This window comes from Embleya sp. NBC_00896 (assembly GCF_045207785.1).
In the GTDB taxonomy this organism is placed as follows: domain Bacteria; phylum Actinomycetota; class Actinomycetes; order Streptomycetales; family Streptomycetaceae; genus Embleya.
The window spans coordinates 2338700-2365567 of the sequence record NZ_CP108777.1 but is presented as its reverse complement, the minus strand read 5'-3'; the positions used below and the strand labels follow the sequence as shown (position 1 = coordinate 2365567).

General features: G+C 71.0%; 23 protein-coding genes and 3 pseudogenes. 12 read left to right on the top strand and 14 right to left on the bottom strand.

The window, feature by feature from the left end:
* Positions 1-299: 299 nt before the first annotated feature.
* A complete protein-coding gene (locus tag OG928_RS43895; protein ID WP_331767620.1) occupies positions 300-743 on the top strand; it encodes a hypothetical protein in 444 nt (147 codons plus the stop codon).
* Between the two features lie 718 nt (positions 744-1461).
* Here the strand turns inward: OG928_RS43895 and OG928_RS43890 are convergent.
* Both OG928_RS43890 and OG928_RS43885 read right to left on the bottom strand, forming a co-directional pair.
* Positions 1462-1608 (bottom strand): annotated as a pseudogene (locus OG928_RS43890) (carboxylesterase family protein); the annotation flags it as partial.
* Between the two features lie 398 nt (positions 1609-2006).
* Positions 2007-2597: pseudogene (locus tag OG928_RS43885) on the bottom strand (aldo/keto reductase); the annotation flags it as partial.
* 158 nt (positions 2598-2755) lie between these two features.
* Here OG928_RS43885 and OG928_RS43880 point away from each other — a divergent pair.
* From OG928_RS43880 to OG928_RS43860, 5 genes are all read left to right on the top strand, one after another.
* Positions 2756-3289, top strand: a complete 534-nt coding sequence (locus OG928_RS43880) for a hypothetical protein (protein WP_331767619.1) — start codon at positions 2756-2758, stop codon at positions 3287-3289.
* A 300-nt stretch (positions 3290-3589) separates the two neighbouring features.
* A complete protein-coding gene (locus tag OG928_RS43875; RefSeq protein WP_331767618.1) occupies positions 3590-4084 on the top strand; it encodes a DUF4259 domain-containing protein in 495 nt (164 codons plus the stop codon).
* Between the two features lie 82 nt (positions 4085-4166).
* On the top strand, positions 4167-4586 hold the full coding sequence (locus OG928_RS43870; RefSeq protein WP_331768324.1) for a helix-turn-helix transcriptional regulator: 420 nt from the start codon (positions 4167-4169) through the stop codon (positions 4584-4586).
* A gap of 10 nt (positions 4587-4596) precedes the next feature.
* Positions 4597-5013 (top strand): VOC family protein, encoded by a 417-nt coding sequence (locus OG928_RS43865; RefSeq protein WP_331767617.1) that lies wholly within the window; start codon positions 4597-4599, stop codon positions 5011-5013.
* A 263-nt stretch (positions 5014-5276) separates the two neighbouring features.
* On the top strand, positions 5277-7682 hold the full coding sequence (locus tag OG928_RS43860; RefSeq protein WP_331767616.1) for an excinuclease ABC subunit UvrA: 2406 nt from the start codon (positions 5277-5279) through the stop codon (positions 7680-7682).
* On the opposite strand, the gene OG928_RS43855 is transcribed toward OG928_RS43860, so the two are convergent.
* Positions 7667-9874: an MMPL family transporter gene (locus tag OG928_RS43855; RefSeq protein ID WP_331767615.1), complete on the bottom strand. Its 2208-nt coding sequence runs from the start codon at positions 9872-9874 to the stop codon at positions 7667-7669. The two genes, OG928_RS43860 and OG928_RS43855, sit on opposite strands and share 16 nt — an antisense overlap.
* Before the next feature lie 483 nt (positions 9875-10357).
* On the opposite strand from OG928_RS43855, the gene OG928_RS43850 reads away from it, so the two are divergent.
* The 3 genes and pseudogenes from OG928_RS43850 to OG928_RS43840 all read left to right on the top strand — a co-directional run bounded on the left by OG928_RS43850 (position 10358) and on the right by OG928_RS43840 (position 11821).
* On the top strand, positions 10358-11317 hold the full coding sequence (locus tag OG928_RS43850; RefSeq protein WP_331767614.1) for a phenylalanine 4-monooxygenase: 960 nt from the start codon (positions 10358-10360) through the stop codon (positions 11315-11317).
* Positions 11314-11568, top strand: a pseudogene (locus OG928_RS43845) (gamma-glutamyltransferase); the annotation flags it as partial. The gene OG928_RS43850 and the pseudogene OG928_RS43845, both read left to right, overlap by 4 nt.
* A gap of 40 nt (positions 11569-11608) precedes the next feature.
* A complete protein-coding gene (locus OG928_RS43840) occupies positions 11609-11821 on the top strand; it encodes a hypothetical protein (RefSeq protein ID WP_331768359.1) in 213 nt (70 codons plus the stop codon).
* A 254-nt stretch (positions 11822-12075) separates the two neighbouring features.
* On the opposite strand, the gene OG928_RS43835 is transcribed toward OG928_RS43840, so the two are convergent.
* Positions 12076-13059, bottom strand: coding sequence for an NADP-dependent oxidoreductase (locus tag OG928_RS43835; protein WP_331767613.1), 984 nt, complete (start codon positions 13057-13059; stop codon positions 12076-12078).
* A gap of 532 nt (positions 13060-13591) precedes the next feature.
* On the opposite strand from OG928_RS43835, the gene OG928_RS43830 reads away from it, so the two are divergent.
* Entirely contained in the window at positions 13592-14353 is a 762-nt protein-coding gene (locus OG928_RS43830) for a hypothetical protein (RefSeq protein ID WP_331767612.1), read from the top strand.
* Positions 14354-14493: 140 nt separating this feature from the next.
* Here the strand turns inward: OG928_RS43830 and OG928_RS43825 are convergent, their stop codons facing one another.
* Complete coding sequence (locus tag OG928_RS43825; RefSeq protein ID WP_331767611.1) at positions 14494-14988, bottom strand: PaaI family thioesterase; 495 nt, start codon at positions 14986-14988, stop codon at positions 14494-14496.
* Positions 14989-15119: 131 nt separating this feature from the next.
* Here OG928_RS43825 and OG928_RS43820 point away from each other — a divergent pair, with 131 nt between their 5' ends.
* Positions 15120-15599, top strand: coding sequence for a helix-turn-helix domain-containing protein (locus OG928_RS43820; RefSeq protein ID WP_331768323.1), 480 nt, complete (start codon positions 15120-15122; stop codon positions 15597-15599).
* A gap of 113 nt (positions 15600-15712) precedes the next feature.
* Here the strand turns inward: OG928_RS43820 and OG928_RS43815 are convergent, their stop codons facing one another.
* The 6 genes from OG928_RS43815 to OG928_RS43790 all read right to left on the bottom strand — a co-directional run bounded on the left by OG928_RS43815 (position 15713) and on the right by OG928_RS43790 (position 21656).
* The gene (locus OG928_RS43815; RefSeq protein WP_331767610.1) at positions 15713-16261 is read right to left on the bottom strand and encodes a hypothetical protein; all 549 of its coding nucleotides are present in this window, start codon (positions 16259-16261) and stop codon (positions 15713-15715) included.
* Between the two features lie 180 nt (positions 16262-16441).
* Complete coding sequence (locus tag OG928_RS43810; RefSeq protein WP_331767609.1) at positions 16442-17275, bottom strand: class II glutamine amidotransferase; 834 nt, start codon at positions 17273-17275, stop codon at positions 16442-16444.
* A gap of 171 nt (positions 17276-17446) precedes the next feature.
* Positions 17447-17767: a carboxymuconolactone decarboxylase gene (locus tag OG928_RS43805; RefSeq protein ID WP_331767608.1), complete on the bottom strand. Its 321-nt coding sequence runs from the start codon at positions 17765-17767 to the stop codon at positions 17447-17449.
* 232 nt (positions 17768-17999) lie between these two features.
* On the bottom strand, positions 18000-18500 hold the full coding sequence (locus OG928_RS43800) for an NUDIX hydrolase (protein ID WP_331767607.1): 501 nt from the start codon (positions 18498-18500) through the stop codon (positions 18000-18002).
* A 222-nt stretch (positions 18501-18722) separates the two neighbouring features.
* Positions 18723-20432, bottom strand: a complete 1710-nt coding sequence (locus OG928_RS43795; protein WP_331767606.1) for an FAD-dependent monooxygenase — start codon at positions 20430-20432, stop codon at positions 18723-18725.
* A gap of 195 nt (positions 20433-20627) precedes the next feature.
* Positions 20628-21656: an alpha/beta hydrolase gene (locus tag OG928_RS43790; RefSeq protein ID WP_331767605.1), complete on the bottom strand. Its 1029-nt coding sequence runs from the start codon at positions 21654-21656 to the stop codon at positions 20628-20630.
* A 392-nt stretch (positions 21657-22048) separates the two neighbouring features.
* On the opposite strand from OG928_RS43790, the gene OG928_RS43785 reads away from it, so the two are divergent.
* A complete protein-coding gene (locus OG928_RS43785) occupies positions 22049-23218 on the top strand; it encodes a hypothetical protein (protein WP_406291824.1) in 1170 nt (389 codons plus the stop codon).
* A 136-nt stretch (positions 23219-23354) separates the two neighbouring features.
* Here OG928_RS43785 and OG928_RS43780 read toward each other — a convergent pair whose 3' ends face one another.
* Genes OG928_RS43780 through OG928_RS43770 form a run of 3 tightly spaced genes read right to left on the bottom strand, consistent with a single transcriptional unit; the run spans position 23355 to position 26865 of the window.
* Positions 23355-24749, bottom strand: a complete 1395-nt coding sequence (locus OG928_RS43780; protein WP_331767603.1) for a nucleotide pyrophosphatase/phosphodiesterase family protein — start codon at positions 24747-24749, stop codon at positions 23355-23357.
* A complete protein-coding gene (gene eboE, locus OG928_RS43775; RefSeq protein ID WP_331767602.1) occupies positions 24749-25933 on the bottom strand; it encodes a metabolite traffic protein EboE in 1185 nt (394 codons plus the stop codon). Before eboE ends, OG928_RS43780 begins: the two co-directional genes overlap by 1 nt.
* Entirely contained in the window at positions 25930-26865 is a 936-nt protein-coding gene (locus OG928_RS43770; RefSeq protein WP_331767601.1) for a TatD family hydrolase, read from the bottom strand. The genes eboE and OG928_RS43770 overlap by 4 nt, the downstream gene beginning before the upstream one ends.
* Between the last annotated feature and the right edge of the window lie 3 nt (positions 26866-26868).

Here is a 26868-nt window from a genome sequence, read left to right as displayed (position 1 = left end):
GGCTTGGCGGGGGCGACCGGCTCGTCCCGCTTCCGATCGATCCTCCCGTTCGGAGGAGTGACTCCCCGACCCGCTCCCCGGTGTCGCACCCAGGACCTCCCGCCCCCGCCACGGAAGCACCACGCATGACGCAAAGTCATGACCGAAGACTCCGTGTAACGCAAATCACGTTGATGCCCGCCCCGAAAGGTCACTGAGCGGCTCACCGCCGTGCAAGGATGTGTCATGTGAGATGTGAAATGTCACACCTCACCAGCTGTACGCCCGAACCCGGGCGTCACGACATCGGAGGATTCCCCATGAAGCGCATGTTGACCGCGGCAGCCTTAGGCGTCGCCGGATTGAGCATCGTCGCCGCCGCGCCGGTCGCGATCGCCGATCCTGCTCCCAGCACCGTGACCTGCGGTACCTACGGTCTCCAGTCCGGCCTCTCGACCAAGGTCTGTGCCGAGGTCACCGGCGAGAACGTCCAACTCTTCGGCCAGGTCGGCCTGGCGGGGCCCCCTTCGCCGGGCGGTCCGCTGCCGCAGCCGAAGCCGCTGATCATGCACCTGTCCGGCAACGTGGCCGGTGTCTCGCTCGGTGCGGTGAACCAGAATTCGGTCTTCCAGAACGCGACGATCAAGGTCTCCGGCGTGGGCGGCACCGTCGCATGCGGTTCGACCATCCACGGCAGCTTCAGCGTGGACTCCTACCAGTGGCCGGCGCGGCCGGTCACCATCGATCTTGTGATCCCCTGCTGACGTCGCGTCCGACCGTCACGCGGAGCCGCGCAACCGTCGCCTCGTAGTCCCGGGCGCAACAGCGCCGCCGTGAGCGCACAGCGTCGATCGAGTCCTGTCGGCTTCGCCGCGCCGAGTTGCCACTGATGCTATTGGCGAATTCGGGTGGGGTTGTCCGGCCCATCGGATCTCATCCGCGGGCCGGAATGCAACCAAGCGCGGCGTGCGGCCACGGGCGCGGGCGCGCGGTGTCTCGGTGAGCCAGGCGTCGATGCGGACGAGGTTGAGCGCGGCGCCGGTGAGTAGGCGTCCGAGGCTGGTCTTGGCCAGGCAGTGGTAGCGGCTGCGGCGTATGCCGAAGGCTCCGCTGCCTGGGAGATGGTCCCTTGGATGCCGGCGCGGAAGCTGGAGCACCGTTTTCCACGCGTCGGTCCGTTGGAGTACGCGTGCCCGGTGGACGGTCCGGTGGACCTTACAAGGTCGCAGTGTGACGGCCCGGACAACCCAATGCCCCATCCGCTTCGCGCGGATGGGGCATTGGTCGTCGAGTGGCCGCAGTCCTTGGGCGGGGTTCACTCCCACTCGCGTAGGAAACCCGGCACCGACACGGCCTGGGCTTCGGTCCGCTTCTCCAGGCGGCTGCCGCGGAGCAGGGTGACGGGCATGATGTCGCTGGGCCCACGATGCCCGGCGCGGGTCGTTGTGGCGGCCGTCGTCCCACCCCGTCCCGGAGGTTGCCGCCGTCACGCGCCAGGGGACCGCCGTCGTACTCGGGAAGACTGGACATGCCGATCGTGTAGGCGCCGCCTTGGATCCACACCATCACCGGCAGCCCTACGCCCGGGCCCGGCTCGGGCGACCAGACGTTGACCGTCAACCAGTCGTCGTCATCGACGGGCAACTGCCTTTCGGCTTCGGCGCGGAGGGTGCACGCGGCACGCTATCGATGCTCCCCGACACCCTACGGAACGGCGACCACGACGAACCCCCGGAAAGGGGTGACACCCGCAATACGCCGGAAAGGGGCCGCGGCGGCAGGCCGGGCCCGGATGTGAGGCCGGCCGTATAGCAGTTCGCGGGCCTCGCGCCGCCCGAGTACGGGTTCGCGGCCGGCGGGGCGGCCGTGGCGATCGTGCGCGGCGCGGACCCGGACGAGGCCCCGCCGCCGGGCTGATCGACACCGTCCCCAACGCCCCGCGCCTTGCGGGCCCGGCCGCAGGCGCGGCGCCGGTCCCCGACGCGGGGCGACGGGCGACATCAGGTGGGCGGCGGCGGCCCCGGCGGTCAGCGGCGGCGCAACGCCGGGTCGAGCAGCGCGGGCGGGGTGTCGTTCTTCTCGTGCGCGGCCAGGTCGGTGCCGGGAGCGACGATCGCGTCGATCGCGTCGAGCACGTCGGCGGAGAGCACGGTGTCAGCGGCGGCGAGCTGCGAGTGCAGGTGGTCCAGTGTGCGGGGACCGATGAGCGCGCTGGTCACGGCGGGATGCGCGGTCACGAATCCGAGCGCGAGCTGGATCATGGTCAGGCCGGCCTCGTCGGCGACCTTGGCCAACTGCTCGACGGCATCGAGCTTGGCCCGGTTGGAGGGGATGTCGGTGTCGAAGCGTTGCGGCAGGAACGTGGAGCGGCTGGTGGTGACGTCCCGGCCCGCACGGATCGCGCCCGACAGCCAGCCCGAAGCCAACGGGCTCCACACCAGTACACCGAGCCGGTACTGCTCGGTCACGGGCAGCACGTGGCTTTCGATACCGCGCTGCAGGATCGAGTAGCTGGGCTGTTCGGTGACGTAGCGGCCCAGGTGGTACTCGCGAGCGGCCGACTGGGCCTGCACGATGCGGTATGCGGGGAACGTCGAGGAGCCGAAGTAACGGATTCGAACTGGCGCGCCCCCGGCACGCCGGACCGTGTCCGGTGTGCCGCGTCCCGGACCCGGGGGAACCGGCCCGTGGCGGGCTGTACTCCCGGGTGCGCCGACGACGACGGCACACCGCCGCCGCCGCGGCGTCCGGACCGACCACGGCGAATCCACGCACCATGATCGCCCGCGACAGCGATCCCTCGGACGGCTCCTTCGCCGACGGCAACAGCTACTCCGCGGACGCCCTCAATGCCGCGAGGGCCGCCCCCGGCGCCCGGATCACGGTGGACGGACTGGCCTTCACCATGCCGCGGTACGGTCCCGGCGAGCGCGACAACGTGGCGGGCGGGGGCGGCGTGATCGCACTGAGCGGGCACGCCCGCGAGATCGGCTTCCTCGGCGCCTCGGCAGGCGGGGTCACCGGCGCGGTGACCATCCGGTACGCCGACGGCACCTCGACCACCGCGAACCTCTTCCTGACCAACTGGCTCACGGACCAGCCCACCGCGAACGGCGCCCGGATCGCCGTCACCACCGACCACCGGGTCACCCCGACCGGACCCGCCAACTTCGGCCTGAACTACCGCCTCTACGTCAACACCGTCCCCGTCGACCCGGCCAGGGAACTGCACTCGGTCACCGCCCGCCAACTCCGCCCTCCACATCCTCGACCTGGCGACCCGCCCGGTCACATAGCACCTCACACGTGACACCGGTCGGGTGTGCGGACCGGCTCCCCAAGCCCGGTCCGCACACCCGACACACCTGCATTCACCGGGTGAACCACCGAATGCCGCGTCCCCGGAGGCGATCGCCGAGCTCACCGATCGGGCACTTGGAGCCTGATGCGCGCCCTGCGCAGCCGCGGCCTCGGCAGCGCCTGGACGACACTCGGCCTCGGACGCGCAGTCGCGCGCCCTCTTGCGAGTACGTGAGTCCTGCCGGCCTCATGAACCATGTGTCGGTCGCCGATGCGAACATCCGCGAAAGAGCGACACGAGGGGAACAGCATGGGCACCTGGGATATCGGCCCCTTCGACAACGACATGGGCGCCGACTTCGCCAACACCTTGGACGAAGCCGCCGAAACGGATCGCGAGAGCATCATCCGCGGCGCGCTCACCACCACGATCGCCACCCGCGGCTACCTTAATGCCTTCGAAGGGACGGAAGCCGTCGCCGCCGCCGCACTGATCGCGGCCCAATGTCCCTCCGGCGTGCCGATCGACGCCTCCCACGGCCCCCAAGAGCCCATCCCCGCACTCCCCTTCGACCTGCGCACACTCACGATCGACGCGCTCGACCGGGTCTTGGCCGAGGACTCCGAACTCGCCGCGCTCTGGGACGAAACCGGTGACGGCCCTCGTTGGCGCCGGAACATCGCCTGTACCCGAAGGATCATCGCCGGCGCGGTCGAATCTCGGTTTCGGCCGAATCAGCCTGGCTCCGCCCAGCGGATCAAGATCGCGTGCCACGATCCGTCGGGCCCACCGCAAGGCCCCTGATCAGCGAGATCGTGGTGCGGCCGACGGTCCGGAAGCGCTGGTCGTGGACGCGGGCCGGCGGTGGCGTGCCATGCTGGTGCACATGATCCTGGAGGACCTGGTACGCCTGCGCCGCGCTCGGGACATGATGGACCGCGACTACGCTCAGCCGCTGGATGTCGCGGCGTTGGCGAACGTCGCCCTCATGTCGCCCGGGCACTTCTCCCGCAGCTTCCGCGCCGCCTTCGGGGAGACGCCCTACAGCTATCTGATGACCCGCCGTATCGAGCGGGCGAAGGCGCTGCTGCGGCGGGGCGACATGAGCGTGACGGACGTCTGCTTCGCGGTCGGATGCACCTCGCTGGGGTCGTTCAGCTCGCGCTTCTCCGAGCTGGTCGGCGAGAGCCCCAGCGCCTACCGGGCCCGCAGCCACGGGGCCGACGCCGCGATCCCGGCGTGCGTCGCCAAGATCCTCACGCGACCGGTCAGGAACGGAGAAGCGAAACCCGCCGCCACCTCGTAGCGTCGAGGACATGGACATCAAGCTCGCACAGTGCTTCATCGCAGTCGACGACCATGACAAGGCGCTCCCCTTCTATCGCGACGTCCTCGGCCTGGAGGTACGCAACGATGTCGCGTTCGAGGGGATGCGCTGGGTGACCGTCGGCTCCCCCGCGCAGCCGGACGTGGAGATCGTCCTCGAACCGCCGCTCGCCGACCCCAACGCCTCGCCGGCCGACAAGGAGGCGATGGCGGAACTGCTGGCCAAGGGCATGCTGCGCGGCGTGATCTTCTCCACCGACGACTGCGACGCCACCTTCGAACGCATCCGGGCCGCCGGCGGGGACGTGTTGCAGGAGCCGATCGACCAGCCGTACGGCGTCCGCGACTGCGCCTTCCGCGACCCGGCCGGCAACATGCTCCGCTTCAGCCAACCCCGCAAGCGGTAGGGACCGGCTGCGGTAGGTCCCGGCCCGGCCGTCGCCGTCCAGCGCTCCGACTCCCGGGCGGCGCAGGCGATCCGGTCCCTCCGGGCGGACGGCGGTGTCCCGCCCCGGCCCCGCTGCGCCGGATCGCGCCGCGTGGCCGGGGCCCAGAGCCGCCACGGGCCGAAACGAAGGACAACCAGGTGTACTGCTCGAACTGGTTGGATCGAGCCAGGCGCCACCAACGGAAACCGCGAAGGCGGCTCCGCCCAACAGATGGAGACACGATGAGCGCGGCCACGCGGACGGACACGCAGTCGCCTGCACTGCACGTTGCCGACACCCACGAACTGATCCGCGTGCACGGCGCGCGCGTGAACAACCTCAAGGACGTCAGCATCGAAATCCCGAAGCGCCGGCTGACGGTGTTCACCGGAGTCTCCGGCTCGGGCAAGAGCTCGCTGGTGTTCGGCACCATCGCCGCGGAGTCGCAGCGGATGATCAACGAGACCTACAGCGCCTTCGTGCAGGGCTTCATGCCGACGCTGGCGCGGCCTGAGGTCGACGTACTCGAAGGGCTGACGACCGCGATCATCGTCGACCAGCAGCGGATGGGTGCCGACCCCCGGTCCACGGTCGGTACCGCCACCGACGCCAACGCGCTGCTGCGTATCCTCTTCAGCCGACTCGGGAAACCGCACATCGGCCCGCCCAGCGCGTACGCCTTCAACGTCCCCTCGGTCCGGGCGAGCGGTGCCATCACCGTCGAGCGCGGTGCCAAGAAGGCGGTGAAAGCGACCTTCAACCGCACCGGCGGCATGTGTACGCGTTGCGAAGGCCGAGGCGCGGTCTCCGATATCGACCTCACCCAGCTCTACGACGACTCCAAGTCGATCGCCGAGGGCGCGTTCACCATCCCCGGCTGGAAGTCGGACAGCTGGTGGACCGTGCGGATCTACGCCGAGTCGGGCTTCCTCGACCCGAATAAGCCGATCCGCAAGTACACCAAGAAGGAAATGCAGGACTTCCTCTACCACGAGCCGGTCAAGGTGAAGGTCGAGGGCGTGAACCTCACCTACGAGGGGCTGATTCCCAAGATTCAGAAGTCGTTCCTGTCCAAGGACAAGGAGGCGCTGCAGCCGCACATCCGGGCGTTCGTGGAGCGTGCGGTCACCTTCACCACCTGCCCCGAGTGCGACGGAACGCGGCTCAGCGAGGGGGCCCGGTCGTCGAAGATCAAGCGGATCAACATCGCCGACGCCTGCGCGATGCAGATCAGCGACCTCGCCGAATGGGTCGGCGGTCTCGACGAGCCGTCGGTGGCGCCGCTGCTCGCGACGCTGCGGCAGACTCTCGACTCGTTCGTGGAGATCGGGCTGGGCTACCTCTCGCTCGACCGGCCGTCGGGCACGCTGTCGGGCGGCGAGGCGCAGCGGGTCAAGATGATCCGCCACCTCGGCTCCTCGCTCACCGACGTCACCTACGTCTTCGACGAGCCCACCGTCGGCCTGCACCCCCACGACATCCAGCGGATGAACGACCTGCTGCTGCGGCTGCGGGACAAGGGCAACACGGTGCTCGTCGTGGAGCACAAGCCGGAGACGATCGCGATCGCCGACCACGTCGTCGACCTCGGCCCCGGCGCCGGTACGGCGGGCGGCACCGTCTGCTTCGAGGGCACCGTCGAGGAACTGCGGACCGGCGGCACCGTCACCGGCCGCCATTTCGACGACCGGGCCTCCGTCAAGAAGACGGTACGCACGCCCACCGGCACGCTGGAGATCCGCGGCGCGACGAGGCACAACCTGCGCGACGTCGACGTCGACATTCCGCTCGGCGTGCTCACCGTCGTCACCGGCGTGGCCGGCTCCGGCAAGAGCTCGCTCGTGCAGGGGTCGCTGGTCAACGGTTCGGGGGCCGCCGGCGCGGGTGTGGTGTCGATCGACCAGGGCGCGATCCGCGGCTCGCGACGGAGCAACCCGGCGACGTACACCGGACTGCTCGACCCGATCCGCAAGGCGTTCGCGAAGGCCAACGGCGTGAAGCCGGCGCTGTTCAGCGCCAACTCCGAGGGCGCGTGCCCCACTTGCAACGGCATCGGCGTCACCTACACCGACCTGGCGATGATGGCCGGTGTCGCCACCACCTGCGAGGAGTGCGAGGGCAAGCGGTTCGAGGCATCGGTGCTGGATTACCACCTCGGCGGTCGCGACATCAGCGAGGTGCTCGCGATGTCGGTGAACGAGGCCCAGGACTTCTTCGGCGCCGGCGAGGCGCACACGCCGGCCGCGCACGCGATCCTCGGCCGGCTCGCCGACGTCGGGCTCGGCTACCTCAGCCTCGGCCAGCCGCTCACCACGCTGTCCGGCGGCGAGCGGCAACGGCTCAAGCTGGCCACCCACATGGCCGAAAAGGGCGGCGTCTACGTCCTCGACGAGCCGACCAGCGGCCTGCACCTCGCCGACGTCGAGCACCTGCTCGGCCTGCTCGACCGGATCGTCGACGCCGGCAAGTCAGTCATCGTCATCGAGCACCACCAGGCGGTCATGGCGCACGCCGACTGGATCGTCGACCTCGGCCCCGGCGCCGGCCACGACGGCGGCCGGATCGTCTTCGAGGGCACACCCGCCGACCTCGTCGCCGCCCGCTCCACCCTCACCGGCAAGCACCTCGCGACCTACGTCGGCACGTGACCGAGGCCGCCGCTGGGCGCGGGGGATGCCAGGGTTTCCTCGAGGTGTTTGCCCTCGATGTCGGGGTCCGGGACGTACTTGGCGAACCACTGGGGGTGGTACCAGAGCTTCGCGCGGACGATGGCCATCGTGGCCGGAACGAGGGCCAGGCGGACGACGAAGGCGTCGAGGAAGACGCCCACGGCGAAGCTGAAGCCGATGGCCTTGATGGTCGGGTCGTCGGTGAACATGAAGGCCACGAAGATCGAGAACATGATCAGCGCGGCCGCGGTCACCACGCGTGCCGACAGGCCGGTGCCGCGGGCGACCGCGCCGCGAGCGTCGCCGGTGGTGGTGAAGTCCTCCTTGATGCGCGACACGACGAACACCTCGTAGTCGCTGGAGAGTCCGAAGATGATCGCGAGCATGATGATCGGCAGGAAGCTGATCGTCTCCGACGGGGTGATGTCGAAGATGTCCTCGCCCCAACCCCACTGGAACATCGCGACCTCGACGCCGAACGCGGCGGAGATCGACAGCAGGAAGCCGATGATCGATTTGATCGGCACGAGGATGGTTCGGAACGCGAACGTGAGCAGCACGAACGCCAGACCGACGACGACGAGGAGGAACACCGGGAGGGCGGAGGCGAGTTTGGCGGAGACGTCGATGTTGGAGGCGGTGCTTCCGCCGACGAGGACCTGGGCGCCGGTCGCGCCTTCGATGGCGCTCCGGTTGTCGCGGATGTGATGCACCAGATCCGCGGTGGCGCTCGTGTCCGGTCCGCTGCCGGGGATGACGCGGATGACCGCGATCTGGTCGATCACCGCGAGCGGCGCCGCCGCCACGACGTTCGGCTGCCCGGCCAGCGCGGTGGTGAGCTGCTGCACGGCGGCCTGGTCGACGGCGTTCTCGGTGACGACCAGCAGCGGACCGTTGAAACCGGGGCCGAAACTCTCGGCGGTCAGGTCGTAGGCCTTGCGGGCCGTGTTGGACGTCGGCTGGGAGGCGGCGCTGGGCAGGCCCAGTTCCATCTGGGTCGCCGGAACGGCCAGCAGCAGCAACAGCCCGACCCCGGCGACGAGGACCGACACCCGATGCCGCACGACGAACCTCGCCCAGGAAGCGCCGAAGGTCCGCGCGGGTTCGGTCGCGGTGGTCCGCGCGACCTCCTCGTGGTGGCCCGGGCGCAGCGGGGTGCTGATGAACGCGGCGACCTTCTCGCCCGCGAAGCCGAGCATGGCCGGTAGCAGCGTCAGGGCGATCAGCAGCGCGATCAGTACCGCCGCCGCGGCGCACAGCCCCATGATGGTCAGGAACGGGATGCCGACGACGGACAGGCCGCACAACGCGGTGATCACGGTGAGCCCGGCGAAGACCACCGAACTGCCGGCGGTACCGAGCGCCAGGGCCGCGGAGTCCTCGACGTCCATGCCGGCGAGGAGGTTGTTGCGGTGCCGGAAGAGGATGAACAGTCCGTAGTCGATGCCGCAGGACAGGCCCAGCATGATCGCGACCGTGGTCGACGCCGAGGCGATGTCGATCACCGCGGCCAGGGCGGTCACGCTCGTCAGGGCGATGCCCACTCCGATGACCGCAGTGAGGATGGGCAGGCCCGCGGCCACGATCGCGCCGAAGGTGATGAGCAGGATGACGAGTGCGACCGCCAGGCCGATGATCTCGGGGAGTTCGGAGGGGGTGATCCGCCAGCCGGGGTAGACGCTGCCGGAGTACTCGACTTGGACTCCGGCCTGCTGGGCCGGCAGGGCCGCGCGTTCGAGGGCGTCGAGGGTCGAGTCCTGCACGTCCGCCGGTTGCGCGGTGTATTGGACCCAGGCGAGCGCGACGTGCTGGTCGGGTGAGACGCCCTGGTCGGTGAACGGATCGGAGACCGAGGCCACCTGGGGTACGGTCCGCATCTGCGCGACCGCCGCCTCGATGCCGGATCGATGGGCGGAATCGGTGACCGTCGTCGTGCCGCCGGTCGCGAACACGACCTGGGTCTGCGCGCCACCGAGCGCGGGGAGCTTCTGGTTGAGAAGGTCCGTCGTCTCCTGCGACTCCGTGCCGGGAATGGTGAACGCGTCGTTGGTCTGCCCCCCGCTCGCGGTCGCGGCGACGATCGCGGCGACGAGCAGGGCGAGCCAGACGCCGAGCACCGTGCGTCGATGCCGCAGCGACCACCGTCCGAGTCGGAACAGGTACGTGGACATGTGCTTCCCTCCGCGCCCACCACACAGCCGCTGCGGTCGGCGCGAACCACCGGCTCCCGGCTGCTTTTGCGATGTCGCCTGCCACCTCGACTGGACAATTTGGGCATATTGTCCGCTCTGCGACTCACCCGAACCCTGCGGCGCGCCGCATCGACCGCAAACGTGCACCACCCGGCACAGCCGCACCGAGCCTCGCTCCCCCATCACGCAGCCGCCGGGCTCGCCCGGGGGAATCCGCGCCTTGTGGAAGGGGGCGCGAGGCTGTCCCTGGTACCCGGCGAAGCCGCCTACGCCCGGCCCGATTTCCGCGCCCGATCGTGAATGGGCGGCGTCGGGGCGGGGGTTGCGCGGGCGACCAAGCATCGCGCGTTCGCGGTCGTGAGACCGAGATCGGTGACACCTTGTCCCGATAGGGGCACTGTAAGTGTCATGAGTGCTGCGTGGGAACCAGTCCCGATCACACCCGACGGCCGGCTCGGTCCAGTGGGTCGACATCCTGGCCTGCACGACCCCCAATACCGGTTACGGCGCAGCGCGATCATCGCGTTGGCCCACGGCCGCGGCGTGGGCGAGTCCTCGTTACCCGTCGCGTACAGCGCGGTAGAACACGCGACGTGGCGCACGGTGCACGCGGCCCTGGAGCCGGCCCTGCGCGCCCACGCGTGTCGTGCGGTGCTGGAGGCGCACGAGGACTCCAACATCCGCGCGGACCGGATCCCGCAGCACGCCGAGGTCGGGGCGCACCTGAGAGCCCGTACCGGGTTCGACTTCACCGTCGCCGGTGGCTTCGTACGGAACCGGCGGTTCCTGGGGTCGCTTGAGCACGGCTACTTCCACGCCGTGCAGTTCGTCCGGCACCCGGCCGCGCCGCTGTACACGCCGGAACCGGACGTGATCCACGACGTGTTCGGCCATGGCGTCCACCTGACGTCGCCGCGCTTCGCCGACCTGTACCGCCTGTTCGGCCGGAGCGCCGGACGGTTGCGCACCAGGCAGGCCCTGGACCTGCTCAGCCGGGTGTACTGGTACACCCTCGAGTTCGGCGTGGTGGCCGAGGCCGGGACCGTCAAGGCGTACGGTGCGGCGCTGCTCTCCTCGCCCGCGGAGATCAGCCGGTTGCCCCGGTTCGAGATCCGCGCATGGGATCTCCGCGCCATCGCCACGACCCCGTACCGCGCCGAGGGGTATCAGCCATTCCTGTTCGCCGCGCGCTCCATGGACCACCTCGCGGACGCCCTGGCCGTGTTCTGCGAGGACTTCGACGACGACACGGGGGCCCGCCTGGGGCTCCCTCCGGCTCCCCAAGTCCCGCATATCCCGCGGCGGGACGAGTGCCGTCTCCCGCGGCGGAGCCGAACCGAACCGAACCCCGCACGGGAGATGCGGCACCGCCCTTCGACCCGCGCCGTGACACGACCGCTCCCGGACGAGAGGCCCACATGACCGCCGCACTCCCGCTCCCGGTGCCGACCACGTCCTTCGGCCTGGCCACCCCGCACGCACTCGCGACCGACGCCGGCGCCCGCCGCGACGGCGGCAACGCGGTCGACGCCGCGCTGGCCGCCGCGGTGGCACTGACCGTGGTCTATCCGCACCACTGCGCCGTCGGCGGAGACCTGATCGCACTGGTGGCCCGCCCCGACGGGCGAATCCTCGTCGTCAACGCCGGCGGAGCCGCGCCGCCGGCCGCCGACCCGGACGCGCTTGCGGCGCCCGCGCTGGATCGTGGACGGCATGGGAGCGGGCGCGCCGGCCCATGTCGCCTCCGTCGAAGGCGACATGGGCGAGGAGACCACCGAGGCGCTGCGGGCGGCGGGCTTCCCAATACGGGTCTGCGCCGACCTCGACGAAGCGGTGGGACAAGGCCAACTCGTCCGCCGCGCGGCGAACGGCGCCCCCCGCGCCGCCGCCGACCCCCGCAGCGACGGGTCCGCGGTGTCGTGCTGACCGCCGCGGATCGGATCCTTGACCCACCGCCACCGCCACCGCGCGCCGGGCCGACCACCAGAGGAAGGAAATGGGCCCGGGGGGTCGCGAGTTGCTGCGAGGTGCTGCGCCCGGAGAACGCCTTCCGGGCGCAACGCCTCGCAACCCGCGTAGGTGCTCCATCACCCGCCCTGGACGCGGCCAAGGTCCATGCAGCGAAGGCCGGATACGCCCGTCCCTCGGGCTCCACAGAACCGCAGGGCGGGAAGTCGAGCTCAGCCGTTGGAGTCCGTCGCTCCGAGGGCCCGGTCATGGCCAGGTCGGAAGGTCAGAATCAGCCGTCCCCGGACGCCACCCGCTTCCAGGAGTCGGTGCGCTTCGGCGGCCTGCTCGGCCGGCAGGATCCGTGCGACCCGTAGCGCAACCCGGCCGTCCTCCACCTGCTGCCGGAGGCGGTCGAGCTTCGCCCGTTGGCGCGCGTACCGGGCTACCCACACCGGCTGAAAGGTGACGCCCCGTTCCCAGGTGCCCTCGAAGCCGCGGAGGGTCGCGATCCGACCGCCATCGCGTACGGCGCGGGCCGCGGGTCGGTCGAGGAGGGCGCCGTCAACGAGCCCGTCGACGCCGTCGGGCACCGCTGCGCGTACCTGCTCCGGAAACTCGGGCCCGCGCGGCAGCACGATGTCGGCACCCAGTTCCTTGACAAGCGGTTCGTCCTGCGGCGCAGCGTCGGCAACGACACGCAGACCGTCCGCCTTGGCCAGTTGGACGACGTAGCCGCCGACCGCGCCGGCTGCGCCGGTTACCGCGATGGTCGCGCCCGGCGCGAGGTCGAGCGTGTCCAGCGCCAGGCGCGCGGTCAAGCCGTTCATCGGCAGGGACGCGGCTTCGGCGTCGGTCGCGCCGGCCGGGACCCTGGCGACCGACTCGGCGGGCACCACGATGTGTTCCGCGTAGGCGCCGTGCGTCTCGGACGGCACCACGACGGCCATCACGTGCTCGCCGATCCGCAGATCGGTGTCGACTCCCGCGCCGATCTGCTCGAGTACGCCCGCGGCGTCCATTCCCGGAACATAAGGGGGCCGGGAGGTCGGCGGGATGACGAACGGTGCCCCGCTGCGCACCACGGTGTCGGTCGCGTTCACAGCCGCCGCATGGACCCGAATACGCAGTTCGCCCGGACCGGCATCGGGGGCCGGGAGATCGATGACGTGTAGCACCTCGGGCCCACCGAACCTGGTTACGCCTACGGCTTTCATGTGAACCTTCCAACTTCGCTTTGGGTACGGCTCGGTTCAAGACGGGAAGTCCTTCGGCGAGCGTCGTCGCGGTGGCCTCGCCCCGCGCGGCGAGCAGATCGAGCAGCACACGCCGCGTCGGGTCGGCCGGCGCGACCAGGACGCCGTCCACCGCCCCGACGCCGCCGCCACGTTCGTCCCTCACGCGATCCGGGCCGCGCTCATGAGGGAACACCTTCACCGCCGCCACTGAATGATGCAACTTCAGAGTTGCACATCATTTCCCCAGACGCAACCTCAGAGTTGCACTTCGACGGCACCCCGGGGCAGGTGCCCAGTGGTCGCGATCCCGGGACCGTCCAGAGCCGCGGGATCGCCAACGCTCACGCGCGCACCGCGACCGAGTCGCCGTCCACAACAGGGAACTCGCTACGAAACGAGGCGCGTTCGTCGGGTCGCGGAGGGGTACCCCGGAGCGCCCAACGGTGTGGTGCGCTGCCATACTGAGCGCCTTCCACATCCCCCGGCATTCTTTCCAGCGGAGGTTCCTGCCTTGGTACACGCCCACGCGCGCGGCACGATCGCGCTGCTCGTGGTCGCGCTCTTCTCCGCCACGACGGCCTGTACGGTCGCGGCCGACGTAGTCGCGGCCGGGTCCCCGTCACAGGCCGCGCCGAGCTCGTCCGCGGCGCCGTCCACCGCCGCGCCCGCTCCCGACGCCGAACCGTATCTGACGACGCGTGAACTGCAACGGGCACTGCTCACGAAGGCCGACATGCCCAAGGGTTGGGTCACGCGCATGGGATCGAACGACGTCGGTCGAGACCGCGGCGAGGGCACCGGCTGCGAGCGGTTGACCACCCACGCGAACCCGGCGTCCGGTCTCCATCCCGTCGAGGCGACGGCGGACATCCTGGCTTCCGACCCGGCCGGCGGCAAGAAGGCGTACGCGCTGTTCGGCGTGAGTCTGACCTCGCTGGCTTCCGGTGACGCGCAGCGTGTCATCCCGGCTGTTCGTGACGCCGTCCCGGGGTGCTCGAATCAGCAGCAGACCGTCGACGACCTCTCCGCGACCGTGACCGCCCGCGAGATCCAGGGTCCGGGGCTGGGCGACGAGAGCGTCGCGATCGTGATCACGACCCGAGTGGACGACGGCCGGAGCTGGGTCCACTCGGTGGTGCTGGTGCGTGTGGGCACCACGTTGATCCGCGCGGCCCACGTCAACCTCACCGGGGCCACTCCGCACCATCCCGACCCGGCGGCGGTCCGCAAGCAGGTCGAGCAGGTCGCGGCGGCTGTTCGGGCGAAGGGCTGAGCGGTACAACCGCGGATCCGGTGGGACGGGTGCGCCTGCGCCGGAGTCGAGGGGCGGTGCCGCCCCGTGTGCCGAGGAACACCGGCGACCGCCCCTCCGGCGCGGCGCGGCCGGCTACGGTGCGTCGGGCGCCCGTCCGGTCAGGCGCCCGGGATCGGGAAGATCAGGCAGCTGCTCGTCGCGTGCGCGAGCAGCCGGTCGTTCGCGTCCAGGAGTTCGGCCTCGGCGAACGCGGTACGGCGGCCGTGGCTGCGTACCCGGCCGACGGCGCGGATCTTGCCGGAGTCGAACGTGATCGGCCGCAGGAACTTGGTGGTGAGGTCCAGCGAGGTGTACGCCATCCCGGCCGGGAGGGTGGAGTGCACCGCGCAGCCCGCCGCCGAGTCCAGCAGTGTCGCGTACACACCGCCGTGCACGCTGCCGATCGGGTTGTAGTGCTCCTCGCCCGGCGTCATCGAGAACACCGCGTGGCCGTGGTCGACCTCCTCCAGGGTGAAGTCGAGCGTCGAGGCGATCGGCGGCGGGGGGTACTTGCCCGCGAGCATCGCGCGCAGGAACTCCAGGCCGGGCAGCGACATCGCACCGGCCGCGGTCAACGCCGGGTCTTCCCAGGTATAGGTACGCGACCTGCCCATGTGCGTCGTCTCCGCTTCGCTTCGGCCGTACCGTGGCTCGGCCGGCTGTTCGGTACTGACGCCTCGACGCTAGGCCCGCCACCAGCTGACTGTCAATCTCGAAGCCAGGTGCCTACACTGCCCCCATGGCCATGGAGTGGGTGGACATCGACGGCGACAACTGCCCCGTCCGGCGCACCCTGGACCTCGTCGGGGAGAAGTGGTCCCTGCTGATCGTGCGCGACGCCGTCAACGGTGTGCGCCGGTTCGAGGACTTCCGCCGGCACGTCGGCATGTCCGAGGCGGTCCTCGCCGACCGACTGCGCAAGCTCGTCGCGGGCGGCGTGCTGGAGACGCGGCCGTACCGCGAACCGGGCGCGCGCACCCGCCTCGAGTACCGCGTGACCGCCAAGGGCTGGGACCTGTGGCCCGCGCTGCTGGCGCTCAAACAGTTCGGCGACAAGCACTTCGCCGACCCGGCCGGGCCCCTGCTGGAGATACGCCATACCGAGTGCGGCGCACCAGCCCGCGTGGTCGTCGAATGCTCCGCCGATCACGCCCACCTGACGAACCGTGACGTGACGGTACGGCCGGGCCCGGCCGCGCGCCCCCTCGCCGCCGAAGCCGACTGACCGCGCGGCCGGTGTCCCGCTCCGGGGGTCCTGCGGCGTGGTCGCCTGCCCGGTCGCTTGTACCGAGCGGAAGACCTTGCTGCCCCCGGTTCTACGTCGGCAAGGTCACGCACCTACCCGGCGGATACGTACATGCTCGTACGCGTGGCCAGCTTGCCGAGGACGCGATTTCCCCGTCCCCAGTCGTAGAGTTGCCCGGGTACCTGTACGCCGCTCTGGACCTGTGCCTGCTGCGCGTCCCCCGCGACCGCGCAGACCACCGACCCGTGGTTGGTCGCCCAGTTCTTGGGCAGCTTGGCCTCCAAGAGGCAGCCGTCGGTGCCCTGGACGACGCGCTTGAGCGGGAAGCCGGCCTCGGCCATCGCACACGAGACGCCGAGCAGAGCGATACCCACCGGATGCGGGTAGGGCACCGTGTGGACACGACGTATCTCAAAGCCCAGGGCCTTGCCGAGTGCCGCGCCCAGCGCGTGACTGACCCGCTGCTCGATGCCGTCCAAGGACCCGCTCAAGAGGTCCCTGACATCGCCCGCCTTCCCCAGGAACTCATTCACGGACATCCCCTTCCCCTGGGCGGCCGCCTGTTCGAGTCGGGCACGGGCGTGCGGATAACTCATCAGGACGTCGTACCGGTACTCCATCCGCCAATCGGGCTGTTGCACAGAGCCCCTCCTCTTCCGCTGTTCGCATGTCACGGGTTGACACGTCGTCAGCATCGCAGGTCGTGGGGCTTCGCCGGGGGCAAATGCCGGGCCCGTCACGCGTGTTCGCGTACCGGGGACACCGCCTGGGGCTGCCCGCGCTGCCGGGCTCAGCCCCATTCGGCGGGGAGGTTGGTGGCGCTATCCGAATTGCGGGGTGAACGGGAGCAGTTCGTCCCCTCCGGGCTGCACGATGCCGTAGCTGCTCTCGGGGACCTCGTTCCAGGCACCGGGCAGATCGCCGGGGGGCTCGGACACGATGACGCGGGTCTCGTCGGATACTTCGCGCAGGAACTCCACATCAGGGTGGAGCGCTCGCAGTGTCTCCACCCGAGTACTGAAGAAGAGCGAGCGTGAGTCCGTCTGGCTGGAGTAGCGGAAGGCCCACAGCCGCTGTCCGTCGGTCACGGCGACCGTCATCTGCAGTGGGAACTCCACCCCGTGCCGGCGACCGGTCTGCTCCACCAGGCCGGCCATCCGCGCGACGGCGCCCGGCGGGTCCTGCTCCAGGCCGAAGGTGAGGGCCAGGAAGAACATGAGCTCGGAGTCCGTCGATCCCTCGATGTCGGGAAAGAGGTCCGGGTCGACGGCCACGGCAAGCTCTCGCTTGCTGCGGTGGAAGTCGGTGATGGCGCCGTTGTGCATCCACATCCAGCGCCCGTGCCGGAACGGGTGGCAGTTGGTCTGTTGCACTGCGGTGCCGGTCGTGGCCCGGATGTGAGCGAAGAACAGTGGAGAGCGGATGTGGTCGGCGATCTCCCGCAGGTTGCGGTTGCTCCACGCCGGGCCGGTGTCCCGGAAGACCGCCGGGACGTCGATGTCGGGTGCGTACCAGCCGACGCCGAACCCGTCGCCGTTGGTCGTCTCGACGCCCAAGCGGGAGTGCATGCTCTGGTCGATCAGCGAGTGCGCCGGTTTGTAGAGGATGGTGTCGAGCAGGATGGGTGTTCCCGCGTAGGCGAGCCATCGGCACATCGGCTACCGCCTCCTGGTCTTCTGGTCTGGCGGCCTTCAGACCTTCAGGCCTTCATGCCTTCTGGTCCGCGCCCGCCGGGATTCACGTGTGAGGGCGCCCCACCGGTGGGGATCTCCGCGAGATCCGCCGGTTCCCCGACCTCGCTGCAAGCGGGATTCCGTTGTGCGGGTTCAGTCTCCGGAGGTCATCTCCGACGCGGCGATCGAGAAGCCCAGGGCTTCGGCGATGTGGGTGGACGCGGTCATGACGCGGGCGGTGCCCACGATGGGCGCGATGGCCACGAGGACGTCCTGGACCTGCTCGGCGGTCAGATCGGTCTCGACGCCGACCGCGAGGTGCGCCAGGTACGAAACGGCAGGGGCGTCCATGGCCACGAGCGCGGCGATGCGGGTGAGGATGAGCGCCTCCGGCGCCAGGTTGCACCGCTCGAGCGAGTCGGCGGTCATGGCGAGCAGGGTGTCCATAACGGGAGTGTCCGACGATGTGGTCATCGTGTTCATTCCTTCTGAGACGGGACGCTTACGCGTCGAGACTGTGGGTGTCCGCTCCGCCCGGGCCCCACGCCCCCTCCTTTCGACCCTAAGCAGGCCCGCCGGCCACCGCACCTCGGCGGAAGCCGATGTGGATGGGCCGGGGCCGGCCCTGGCGGCCCGCTGCCTCGTGGCGCAGCGCGGCGACGGCTCTTTCGCCCGACAGTCGCTCCTCCTCGCCGCGGACACCGGGTCAGCCGTGGCCGGGGACGAGGCCGTGATGGAGGTAGGCGGTGGTGTGGTCGGCCAGGGCTTTGGCGCAGGCGTGCAGGCGGCGGGCCATGTGGGGGGCCATGAGGGTGTCCCACTCGGCCGGGGTGGCCAGGTGCCAGGCGGTGAGTTCACCGGCGGCGAGGCGGATGTCCCGGTGGGCGTGGGTTTCGGTGACGGGTCCGCCGTCGAAGAGGTAGTTCGCGAGGGCGGGGCGGCCGTCGGTTTGGGGCGGGACCCAGTCGACGACCAGGAGGCGACCGGGGTTGAGGTCGAGGCCGAGTTCCTCCCGGACCTCGCGGCGGGCGGTGTCCCAGGGGTATTCGCCGTCGTCCATGGCGCCGCCGGGGATCTCCCAGTGGCCGTCCCCGTAGGCGGGTTCGACCAGGAGGATTCGGCCGTGTTCGTCGTGCAGGATCGCTCCGGCGCCGCCGATGTGGCGGGGCAGCGTGGCGTAGTACTCGGCGGGAGGCAGGTGGGTCATGCCGCGCGACGTTAGCGCCGTGCGGCCTCCGGGGCGCGGCGGCATGGGCGGTTGCGACGAGCGTGTGACGAAGCGGTGTGACGACCACTCGCGTCGGGCCATGACGAATCGGGGCTGCCTACCCGGCGCCCTTCGTGCGCCGACGGGTTTCCGCGTTCCGCCGCGGGTGGCGATGGAGCAGCGGCCGACCGCCGCGGGGGCCTTCGGCGCGGCCGAGCGCGTTCATGTCGGGGCGGACAGGGCCTCGAGGTAGCCGGACAGGGCCGTCGCGGTGCCGGCGAGCGGGAAGCGTGCGCCGAGGTGCCCGTCCGGGCGGATGACGAAGCCGGTCGGGCCGTCGGGGCGGTAGAGCCGGGCGAACTCCCCGGCGGCGTCGCGGTATTCGGGGACGGCCAGGGTGCCGGGGGCGGTCGGTGCGGCTTCACGGGCGAGGACGGCGATGGCGTGCGGGCCGGCCTCGGGGTCCGGGTCGTCGGAGGTGCCCGGGCTGCCGCCGGGCACCCGCGGCGCCCCGGCAGTCCCGGCCGCGTCGGCGGCCTCGGCGGCCTCGGCCAGGGCGGCCGTCTCGGCCGCGTACAGGAGCAGCACGTGCCCCGGCCGGCCGCGCAGGATGTCGAGCAGGCGCAGCGGGTAGGTGGCGATGGGGGTGGTCAATCCTGCGCAGTCCGGGGCCCGGTCGCCGGGCTGAGGCGCGTCGGCCGGCCCGTACGGGCTGCCTGCGAGCGGACCGCCCCGGTAGCCGACGAGCAGTTGGGCCTCGCGGAGCATCAGGGTCCGCGGGTCGTCGGCGTCGGCCTCGATGCCGTGGGTGGCGTGCCGGACGGTCCGGCCGACGACTTCCTCGCCGACCGGGCGGCGTTCGGTGTCGTAGCCGGCGAGCAGGGCGGGCCCGGCCTCCCCGCGGACGACGAGGGCGAGTTTCCAGGCCAGGTTGCACGCGTCCTGGATACCGGTGTTCATGCCCTGGGCGCCGGTGGGCGGGTGAATGTGGGCGGCGTCGCCCGCGACGAAGACCCGGCCGGCGGCGTAGCGGTCGACGATCCGGTGGCTGATGCGGAAGACGGAGGACCAGCGCATTCGGGAGAGGGTGGCCGGCCCGGGCGCCAGGCGGTCGACGACGGCCTGGATATGGGACAGCTCCGGGGAGCGGCTGCCCTCCAGGCCGTGCGCCACGCCGTCGTCCCGCCCGGGCGCCCCGTCCGTCGCCCGGGTGGAGAGCTCGGGCGGGGCGGGCATCGACATGCGGTAGCGGCCCGCACCGGGCAGTGGGATGCAGACCAACAGGTCGTCGGTGGAGCCGTCGTCGGCGCGGTGGCTGGAGCGTAGGCCGTATCCGTGCGGCAGGGACCAGTCGGTCTCGACGTCGGCCAACATGTACTCCTGGGGGAAGGCCCCGCCCTCGAAGCCGAGGCCCAGCCCCTTGCGGACGGTGCTGTGCGCGCCGTCGCAGCCGATCAGGTAGCGGGCACGGACCTCCTCGGCGGCGCCGGAGGCGGAGCGCAGCCGGGCTGTGACCCCGTCCGCGTCCTGGATGAACGACAGCAGCTCGGTGTCGCGTTCGATCACCGTGCCCAGGCTCGCGACGTACGCTTCCAGGATGCGCTCGGTCTCGTACTGCGGCAGCGCGGCGAATCCGTAGGGCACCTCGGGCGGCAGCGCGAGGTCGATCCGCGTCTGCTCCCGGCCGTTGACGTAGATCAGCTGGCCGCGCAGCGGAACGGCGGCTTCCAGGACGGTGCGGACCAGGCCCATCCGGTCCCAGATCTCCAGCGTGCGCGGCTGGATGCCGACCGCCTTGGCGTACGGGAGGCGCGCCGGCAGCCGGTCGACGAGGCGGCAGCGCACCCCGTGGCGACGGAGTTCGGCGGCCGCGCTCAGTCCGACCGGGCCGGCGCCCGCGATCAGTACGTCGGTTGTGTGGGTGTGCGCCACGGGTGTCTCCCAGTGCCTGGCCCCCGAACCGGTCCGGCACTCCATGGTCGCCCGGCGCGGCACGGGCGGCGAGCCGAGTCCCGGGTGCCCGAGGCGGCCAGGCCCCCCGGCGGGGGCGTATCCCCGCGGGAACTCACCCGGGACAAGGGCGTGGCGACGCGGGCGGACGAGATCCTCTACTCGCCGGGGGCGGGGTCATCCGTCGAGGAAGCGCAGCAACTCCGCGGTGACGAATTGGGGGTTCTCCTCGACGAGCCAGTGCCCCGCCTTCGGCACGTCCACCGCGCGCACGATGTTGGTCATGCGCGAGGCCGCGGTGGCCCGGACCGGGTCGAGTTGGCCCTGGGCGGTCATGAGCAGGGTCGGGACACCTGTCGGTGCCGCCGCCATGGTGTCGCGGACGTCCTTGTCGAGGGCACGGTAGAGCTCGAAGCCGCCCGACAGGACCTCGGGTCGGCGGTAGGTCCGTGCGTACTCGTTGATCTCGGCGTCGGTGAACGGGGATCGATCCGAGGTGCCGCCGAACGCCGTTCCGCCGAACGAGACTTGGGGGTAGAACAGGGCCAGGTACGCGCGGACGTCGTCGCCGACCACCGTCTCGGGGATCCGGCGCTGGGAGTGGAAGGCGATGTGCCAGCTCAGTGAGCGGTATGTGGGCGCATCGATCGCGGGCCCGGGCAGCGGCAGGTCGAGGTAGCCGAGGCGTGCGGTGTCGGCGGGGAACTGGGTGGCGTACTGGAACGCCACCGCGGCGCCGAAGTCGTGCCCGACGACGCGGGCGTCGCGCAGCCCGAGCCGATCGGCGATCAGGGTGTGCACGTACCGCGCCAGGGTGGCTTTGTCGTAGCCGGTCGGAGAGCCGATGCTGTCGCCCAGCCCGGGGAGGTCGACAGCGTAGACGGTGTGGTGCTCGGCGAGGGCCGGCATGATCGGCCACCAGCCGAACCAGGTCTGCGGCCAGCCGTGGATCAGCACCACCGGCGGGCCGCTTCCGCCGGTCACGTAGTGCATCCGGACGTCGTCGACGTCGGCGAACTCGTGCCGGAACGTGCCCTCGAACTTCGGGTCGTCCCGGGTGGCGACGGCGTAGGGGGCGACGTCGTCGTCGCCCGGCGTGGTGCAGGCGGCCGCGCCGATCGTAAGCAGGAGGGTGAGCGTAATGGTCGCCGCCGTCCGCGCGGATCGGAGGCGGCGGCGCGGCGACGGCCGTGGTGCGGGGATCATGTGTTCCTGTCCTGGAGAAGATGGTGGAGTCGGCGCCCGGTCGCGCCGTCGCTCGGTTCGCGGATGAACCGGTCGCCGTCCCGGAACGTGACCGCATCGGTGGTACTCGTCGAGTCTCGTTCCGTTGGGACGCGCTCAGTCTTGCCAGGCACGCCACGACCGGGCACGAGAACTTGCGGTTTCGGCAAGGTGGTCTTGGACCTGCGCCCGATCCGTCCGTCCGGACATGGCTTGCCGGGGAGAAATATTCGCTGTTCCCGGCGGGGCCGTCGTGACAGGCTCCCCGTCGCGGACCTCGATGGACGGGAAGGACCACGCGGGGCACGGCCGCACCCGGGATCGGCCACGTGAACCCTCATGCTCTTGTGCTCGACCAAGCCCCATCACACGTCATGGCCGCGGTTCTGGCCCGGGTGGACAACCGGATGCGGGACGCGATCCTGGCCCGACCACCGTCACCGGGCGAAGCGTTGACGTCCTTCGTCCTGTCCCGGGGAAGCGTGGCCGATCGAGCCGCGCTCGCCCGGAATCCCCACGCGGCTCCGGACGTTCTGCTGCGGCTCGGCCGGATCATCGACCCGCACGTCGGAGCCGGGCTCTACCGCAACCCGCGCGTAACCCGAGAAACCGCGGTCCTTGTCCTGACCGCGAGCGAACTCGACCCGAACCTGCGCGAGGAACTGACGACAACCGACGACCAACGCCTGCTCTACCCCCTGGTCGAGTCCCACGACCACGAGCTCGTCGCACACGCGCTCGCCCGGATCGACGGCCGTCCGCGGTTCCCGGCCGCCGCGTCCGTCGTGTCACGGGGCTGCCTCAACCTTTGGCGGACAACCGGCCGCGAGTCGGCCCGGGCAGCGCCGGCGAACGTCACCGATCTCCTGCGGGACCGACTCGCGGTCACCCGCGAGGCACTCGACCGTGACGACGGCCAACAACGCCTCGACCGGCTGATCCAACGCGACGGCCGCACCCGCGTGGTCCTGCGCCGGCTGCGGGAACTGTCCAAGATCAGCCTGTACCACGACCCCTTGCCCGGTCACGTCCAAGACGCTCGGCTGGTCCTGGCGGCACCGCACGAACCGTTGCGCTGGGACGTGGTCCGTCGGGAACACGCCACCTCACCACTGCCGGACCACGCACTCGTCGCCCTCGCGGATCTCGCCGATTGCCCCGCGAATCTGGCCGCGGCGGCCGACGAAGTCCACGCGCGCGGGCCCGTACCCAATCGGGGTCGATGCCGCTCCCGCGCACGAGAGTTGCTCGGCACGCCGCTGTCCGCCGGTGCGCCCCTGCGGGAACTGCGCGACGCGTACCGTCGGCGTGCCGTCGACGCGGCCCACATCGTCACGCAGGGTTCTCCGGCGATCCACGCACTCGCCGCCTTCGAGGACTCGACCGGCCCGAAACTCGAACAAGCCCGCTCGGCCGTCGCCGAACTCACCACACAAACCCTCGGATTCCACGTCGAGGCGTGGACCGTCGCCCTGACCCTGCTCGACGACTTCAGCGGCACCCTCCCGCAACTGTTGACCACCGCGTCCTCCGTGACCGCGTGAGAGCCACAACCGCGTCCGTCCCGGCCCGAAGGGCCTTCCGCAGGCCGCCGGAGACCCCCGTGGCCCCGCACGGTCGCGCAGACCCGCGAGGTCCACACCTCGCCCCGCCCGTTGGCCGGCGGGCAGGGCGAGGTCGTCACGCGGGACTTCGGTCCGTGCCGAGGTCGAGCAGGAAGCGCTTGACGTTCGTGGCGTGTATCGACGACGCGCCGGAGAGGTGCCGCAAGGCGGCAGGGTCGTCGCACAGCAGGATCGGGCCGTCGTCCGGATCGGCGGGCAGTCGTCCGTGGGTGCCGCGCACGGGCGACGGGTCGAGCGGGACGACCGACATGCGGTAGCGCAGGCCGAGCTTCTTGCGGGCGAGCGCGATGCCCGCCTTGACCTTGACCGCGCGGTCGCTCGGGTCCCAGAACAGTTCCGCCGGGTCGTAGCCGGGTTTGCGGTGGATCTCGACCTGACGGGCGAAGTCGGGGGCGCGCGCGTCGTCGAGCCAGTAGTAGTAGGTGAACCATGCCTCCGGGTCGGCGATCGCGACGAGGTCGCCCGCGCGCTCGTGGTCGAGCCCGTATTCGCGTCGGCCGTCCTCGTCCAGGACCTCGGCCACGCCCGGCAGCTTGGCGAGCAGACCGGCGACGTGCGCGCGGTCCGCGGGGTCGGCCACGTACACGTGGGCGATCTGGTGGTCGGCGACGGCGAACGCGCGGGAGGTCCACGGGTCCAGGTATTCCATGCCGGCCTGGGTGTGCACGCGCAACAGGCCCTCGCCGCGCAGCATGCGATTGACGTCGACGGGCCGGCTCGCGCGGGTGATGCCGTACTCGCTGAGCACGACGACGGTGTACCCGTGGTCGCGGGCGTACCGCAGCAGCGGCCCCATCGCCGTGTCGATGGCCCGCGCGGCCTCGCGCGCCCGAGGCGAGTCGGGACCGTAGCGCTGGAGGTCGTAGTCCAGGTGTGGGAGGTAGGCGAGGGTGAGGTCGGGCCCGTGCCGGGTCAGGACATGCGTCGTGGCGTCGACGATCCACTGGGACGAGCGGATCGAGGCGGTCGGCCCCCAGTAGTCGAAGAGTGGGAACGTGCCGAGGGTCGCGGTGAGTTCGTCGTGCAGTTCGGGTGGGACGGTGTAGCAGTCGGGCTCCTTGCGGCCGTCGGAGTAGTAGATCGGACGGGGCGTCAGAGTCCAGTCGACGTCGGCGCCCATGGCATACCACCAGCCCATGTTGGCGACGGTGTAGCCGGGCCGCTCCCGTCGGGCCGCCTCCCAGATCTTCTCGCCGCGCACCAGGCGGTTGTGTTGGCGCCACAGGAAGACCTCCCCGAGGTCGCGGAAGTACCAGCCGTTGCCGACGATTCCGTGTTCGCGCGGGAGGGACCCGGTGAGGAAGGTGGATTGCACGGAGCACGTCACGGCCGGGAGCACCGTGTCCAGGCGGGCCTGGAATCCGGCATCGGCGACGGCGCGCAGGTTGGGCATGTCGGCGAGCAGGCGGGGGGTGAGGCCGACGACATCGAGAACGAGCAGACGGGGCATCAGATTCCTTCCTGGTCGGCCGACTTCAGGCCCAGATCGAGCAGGCCGGCGCGGAGCCGATCGAGTTCGGCGGCGATGCCGGCGACGAGGGCGTCCCGTGCGGGTGGCCCGTCACGGTCGAGGACGGGCCACGTGTACGTCTCGACCTCGACGTGGTCGGTGCGCGCGACGGGGCCGCCGAACAGGCCCTCGATCGCCCGGTCGAGCACGTCGTGTGTGGCGGTGAGCGGCGCGGGCGGGTCGCCGTGCAGGGGCAGGTGGTAGTGGATGCGCCACGGCCGTACGCCGGGCAGGCCGCCGGCGAGGGCGTCGGGCAGGTCGTCGACGGCGAGCGGGCTCCCGTGCGCGGCCTCCCTCGCCTCACGGGTCTGGTGGAGGAAGCGCGGTTCGGCGTAGGCGCGCAGGGCTTCCGCGGTGGCCTTCGTGTGCGGATCCTCCGCATGCAGGGCGCATGCCGCCTGCGCCTTGACGACGGGAATCCCGTCGGCGGCCAATGTGTCGAGCGCGGCGGCGGGATCCTCGAATCCGACGGCGAGGTGGCAGGTGTCGAAGCAGACGCCGATCCGGTCGGGATCGGTGCCGCGCAGTGCCGCCGCCGCCTGCTCGGTGGTCTCCAGGACACAGCCGGGTTCGGGTTCGAGGCCGACCCGGACGCGGCGCCCGTGATCGGCTTCGATCCGTTCGACACCTGCGGCGAGGTCGTCGAGCGCGCGGCGTGCGGCGTCGGCGCGTCGGACCGGCCAGGGCTCGCGCCACGCGAGCGGGAGCGTGGACACGCTTCCGCGTACGGCGTCGTCGGGAAGCAGGCGGGCGAGGAGTCGGGCGCAGTCGAGCGTGTACTCCAAGCGCGCGGGATCGGCCCAATCGGGGCTGTACACGGCCTTCTTGACGACCTCGTGTTGAAATCCCGTGTACGGGAACGCGTTGAGGGTGACCACTTCGAGGCCGCGCTCCGCGAGTGCGCGGCGGAGTCGGTCGACGGCCGCGGGGTCCTCGACGAGGGAGGTCGCGACGGGACGGGCGAGCCACAGGCCGACGCCCAGCGTGGCGATGCCGAGGCGTTCGCGGATCGGCTCGCAGTAGACGGCGAGTTGGTGGAGAACACCGGCGAGGTCTTCGGCGGCGTGGACGTTGGTGCAGTAGGCGGCGTGGACGAGGGTGCCGTCCGGATGGCGGAACCTCATGCGCGCGCTCCGCGCAGGATGGAGTTGCCCTCGAAGGTGGCACTCGGGCCGGGCGAGCGGGTCGGGTCCCGCCTCGGGGGCGTCGGGGTCTTCGGGGCCGTCGGCCCGGTCGGGTCGGCCGCGAAGTCACTGGCCTCCGTGGGTAGTTCGAGGCGACCGCTCTGGGCGTAGAACGCGACGGGGTTGCGCCACAGGACGAGGTCGACGTCGTCCTCGCGCCAACCCGCGGCGAGCATGGCCCGGCCGGTGTGGAGGGTGGACAGCGGATCACTGTGGCCCCAGTCCGCCGCCGAGTTGACCACCACGCGTTCCGGGCCGAGGTCGAGCAGGACGTCGACGGTGCGTTCGGGGGTCATCTTGGTGTCGGGATAGACGGAGAAACCCATCCAGCAACCGGTATCGGCGACCAGGCCGACGGTGGTCTCGTTCAGGTGGTCGACGAGCACGCGGCCCGGGTCGATGCCGCTGTCGCGGACGAGGTCGAGGGTGTGGCGGACACCGGCGGCCTTGTCCCGGTGTGGGGTGTGCACGAGCGCGGGCAGGTCGAACTCGACGGCGAGGGCGAGTTGGCGCCTGAACGCGTGTTCCTCGGCGTCGGTCATCGAATCGAAGCCGATCTCACCGACGGCGACGACGCGGTCCTTGGCGAGGTAGTCCGGCAGCACGTCGAGCACGGGCGTGCAGCGCGGGTCGTTGGCCTCCTTCGGGTTGAGCGCGATCGTGCAGTGGTGCTCGATGCCGTACTGGGCGGCCCGGAAGCGCTCCCAGCCGAGGAGCGCGTCGAAGTAGTCCGTGAACGTCGAGACGGCGGTCCGCGGTTGGCCGAGCCAGAACGCCGGTTCCACGAGGGCGAGCACGCCCGCGTCGCGCAGGGCGCGGTAGTCGTCCGTGGTGCGGGAGGTCATGTGGATGTGCGGGTCGAAGATACGCATCGG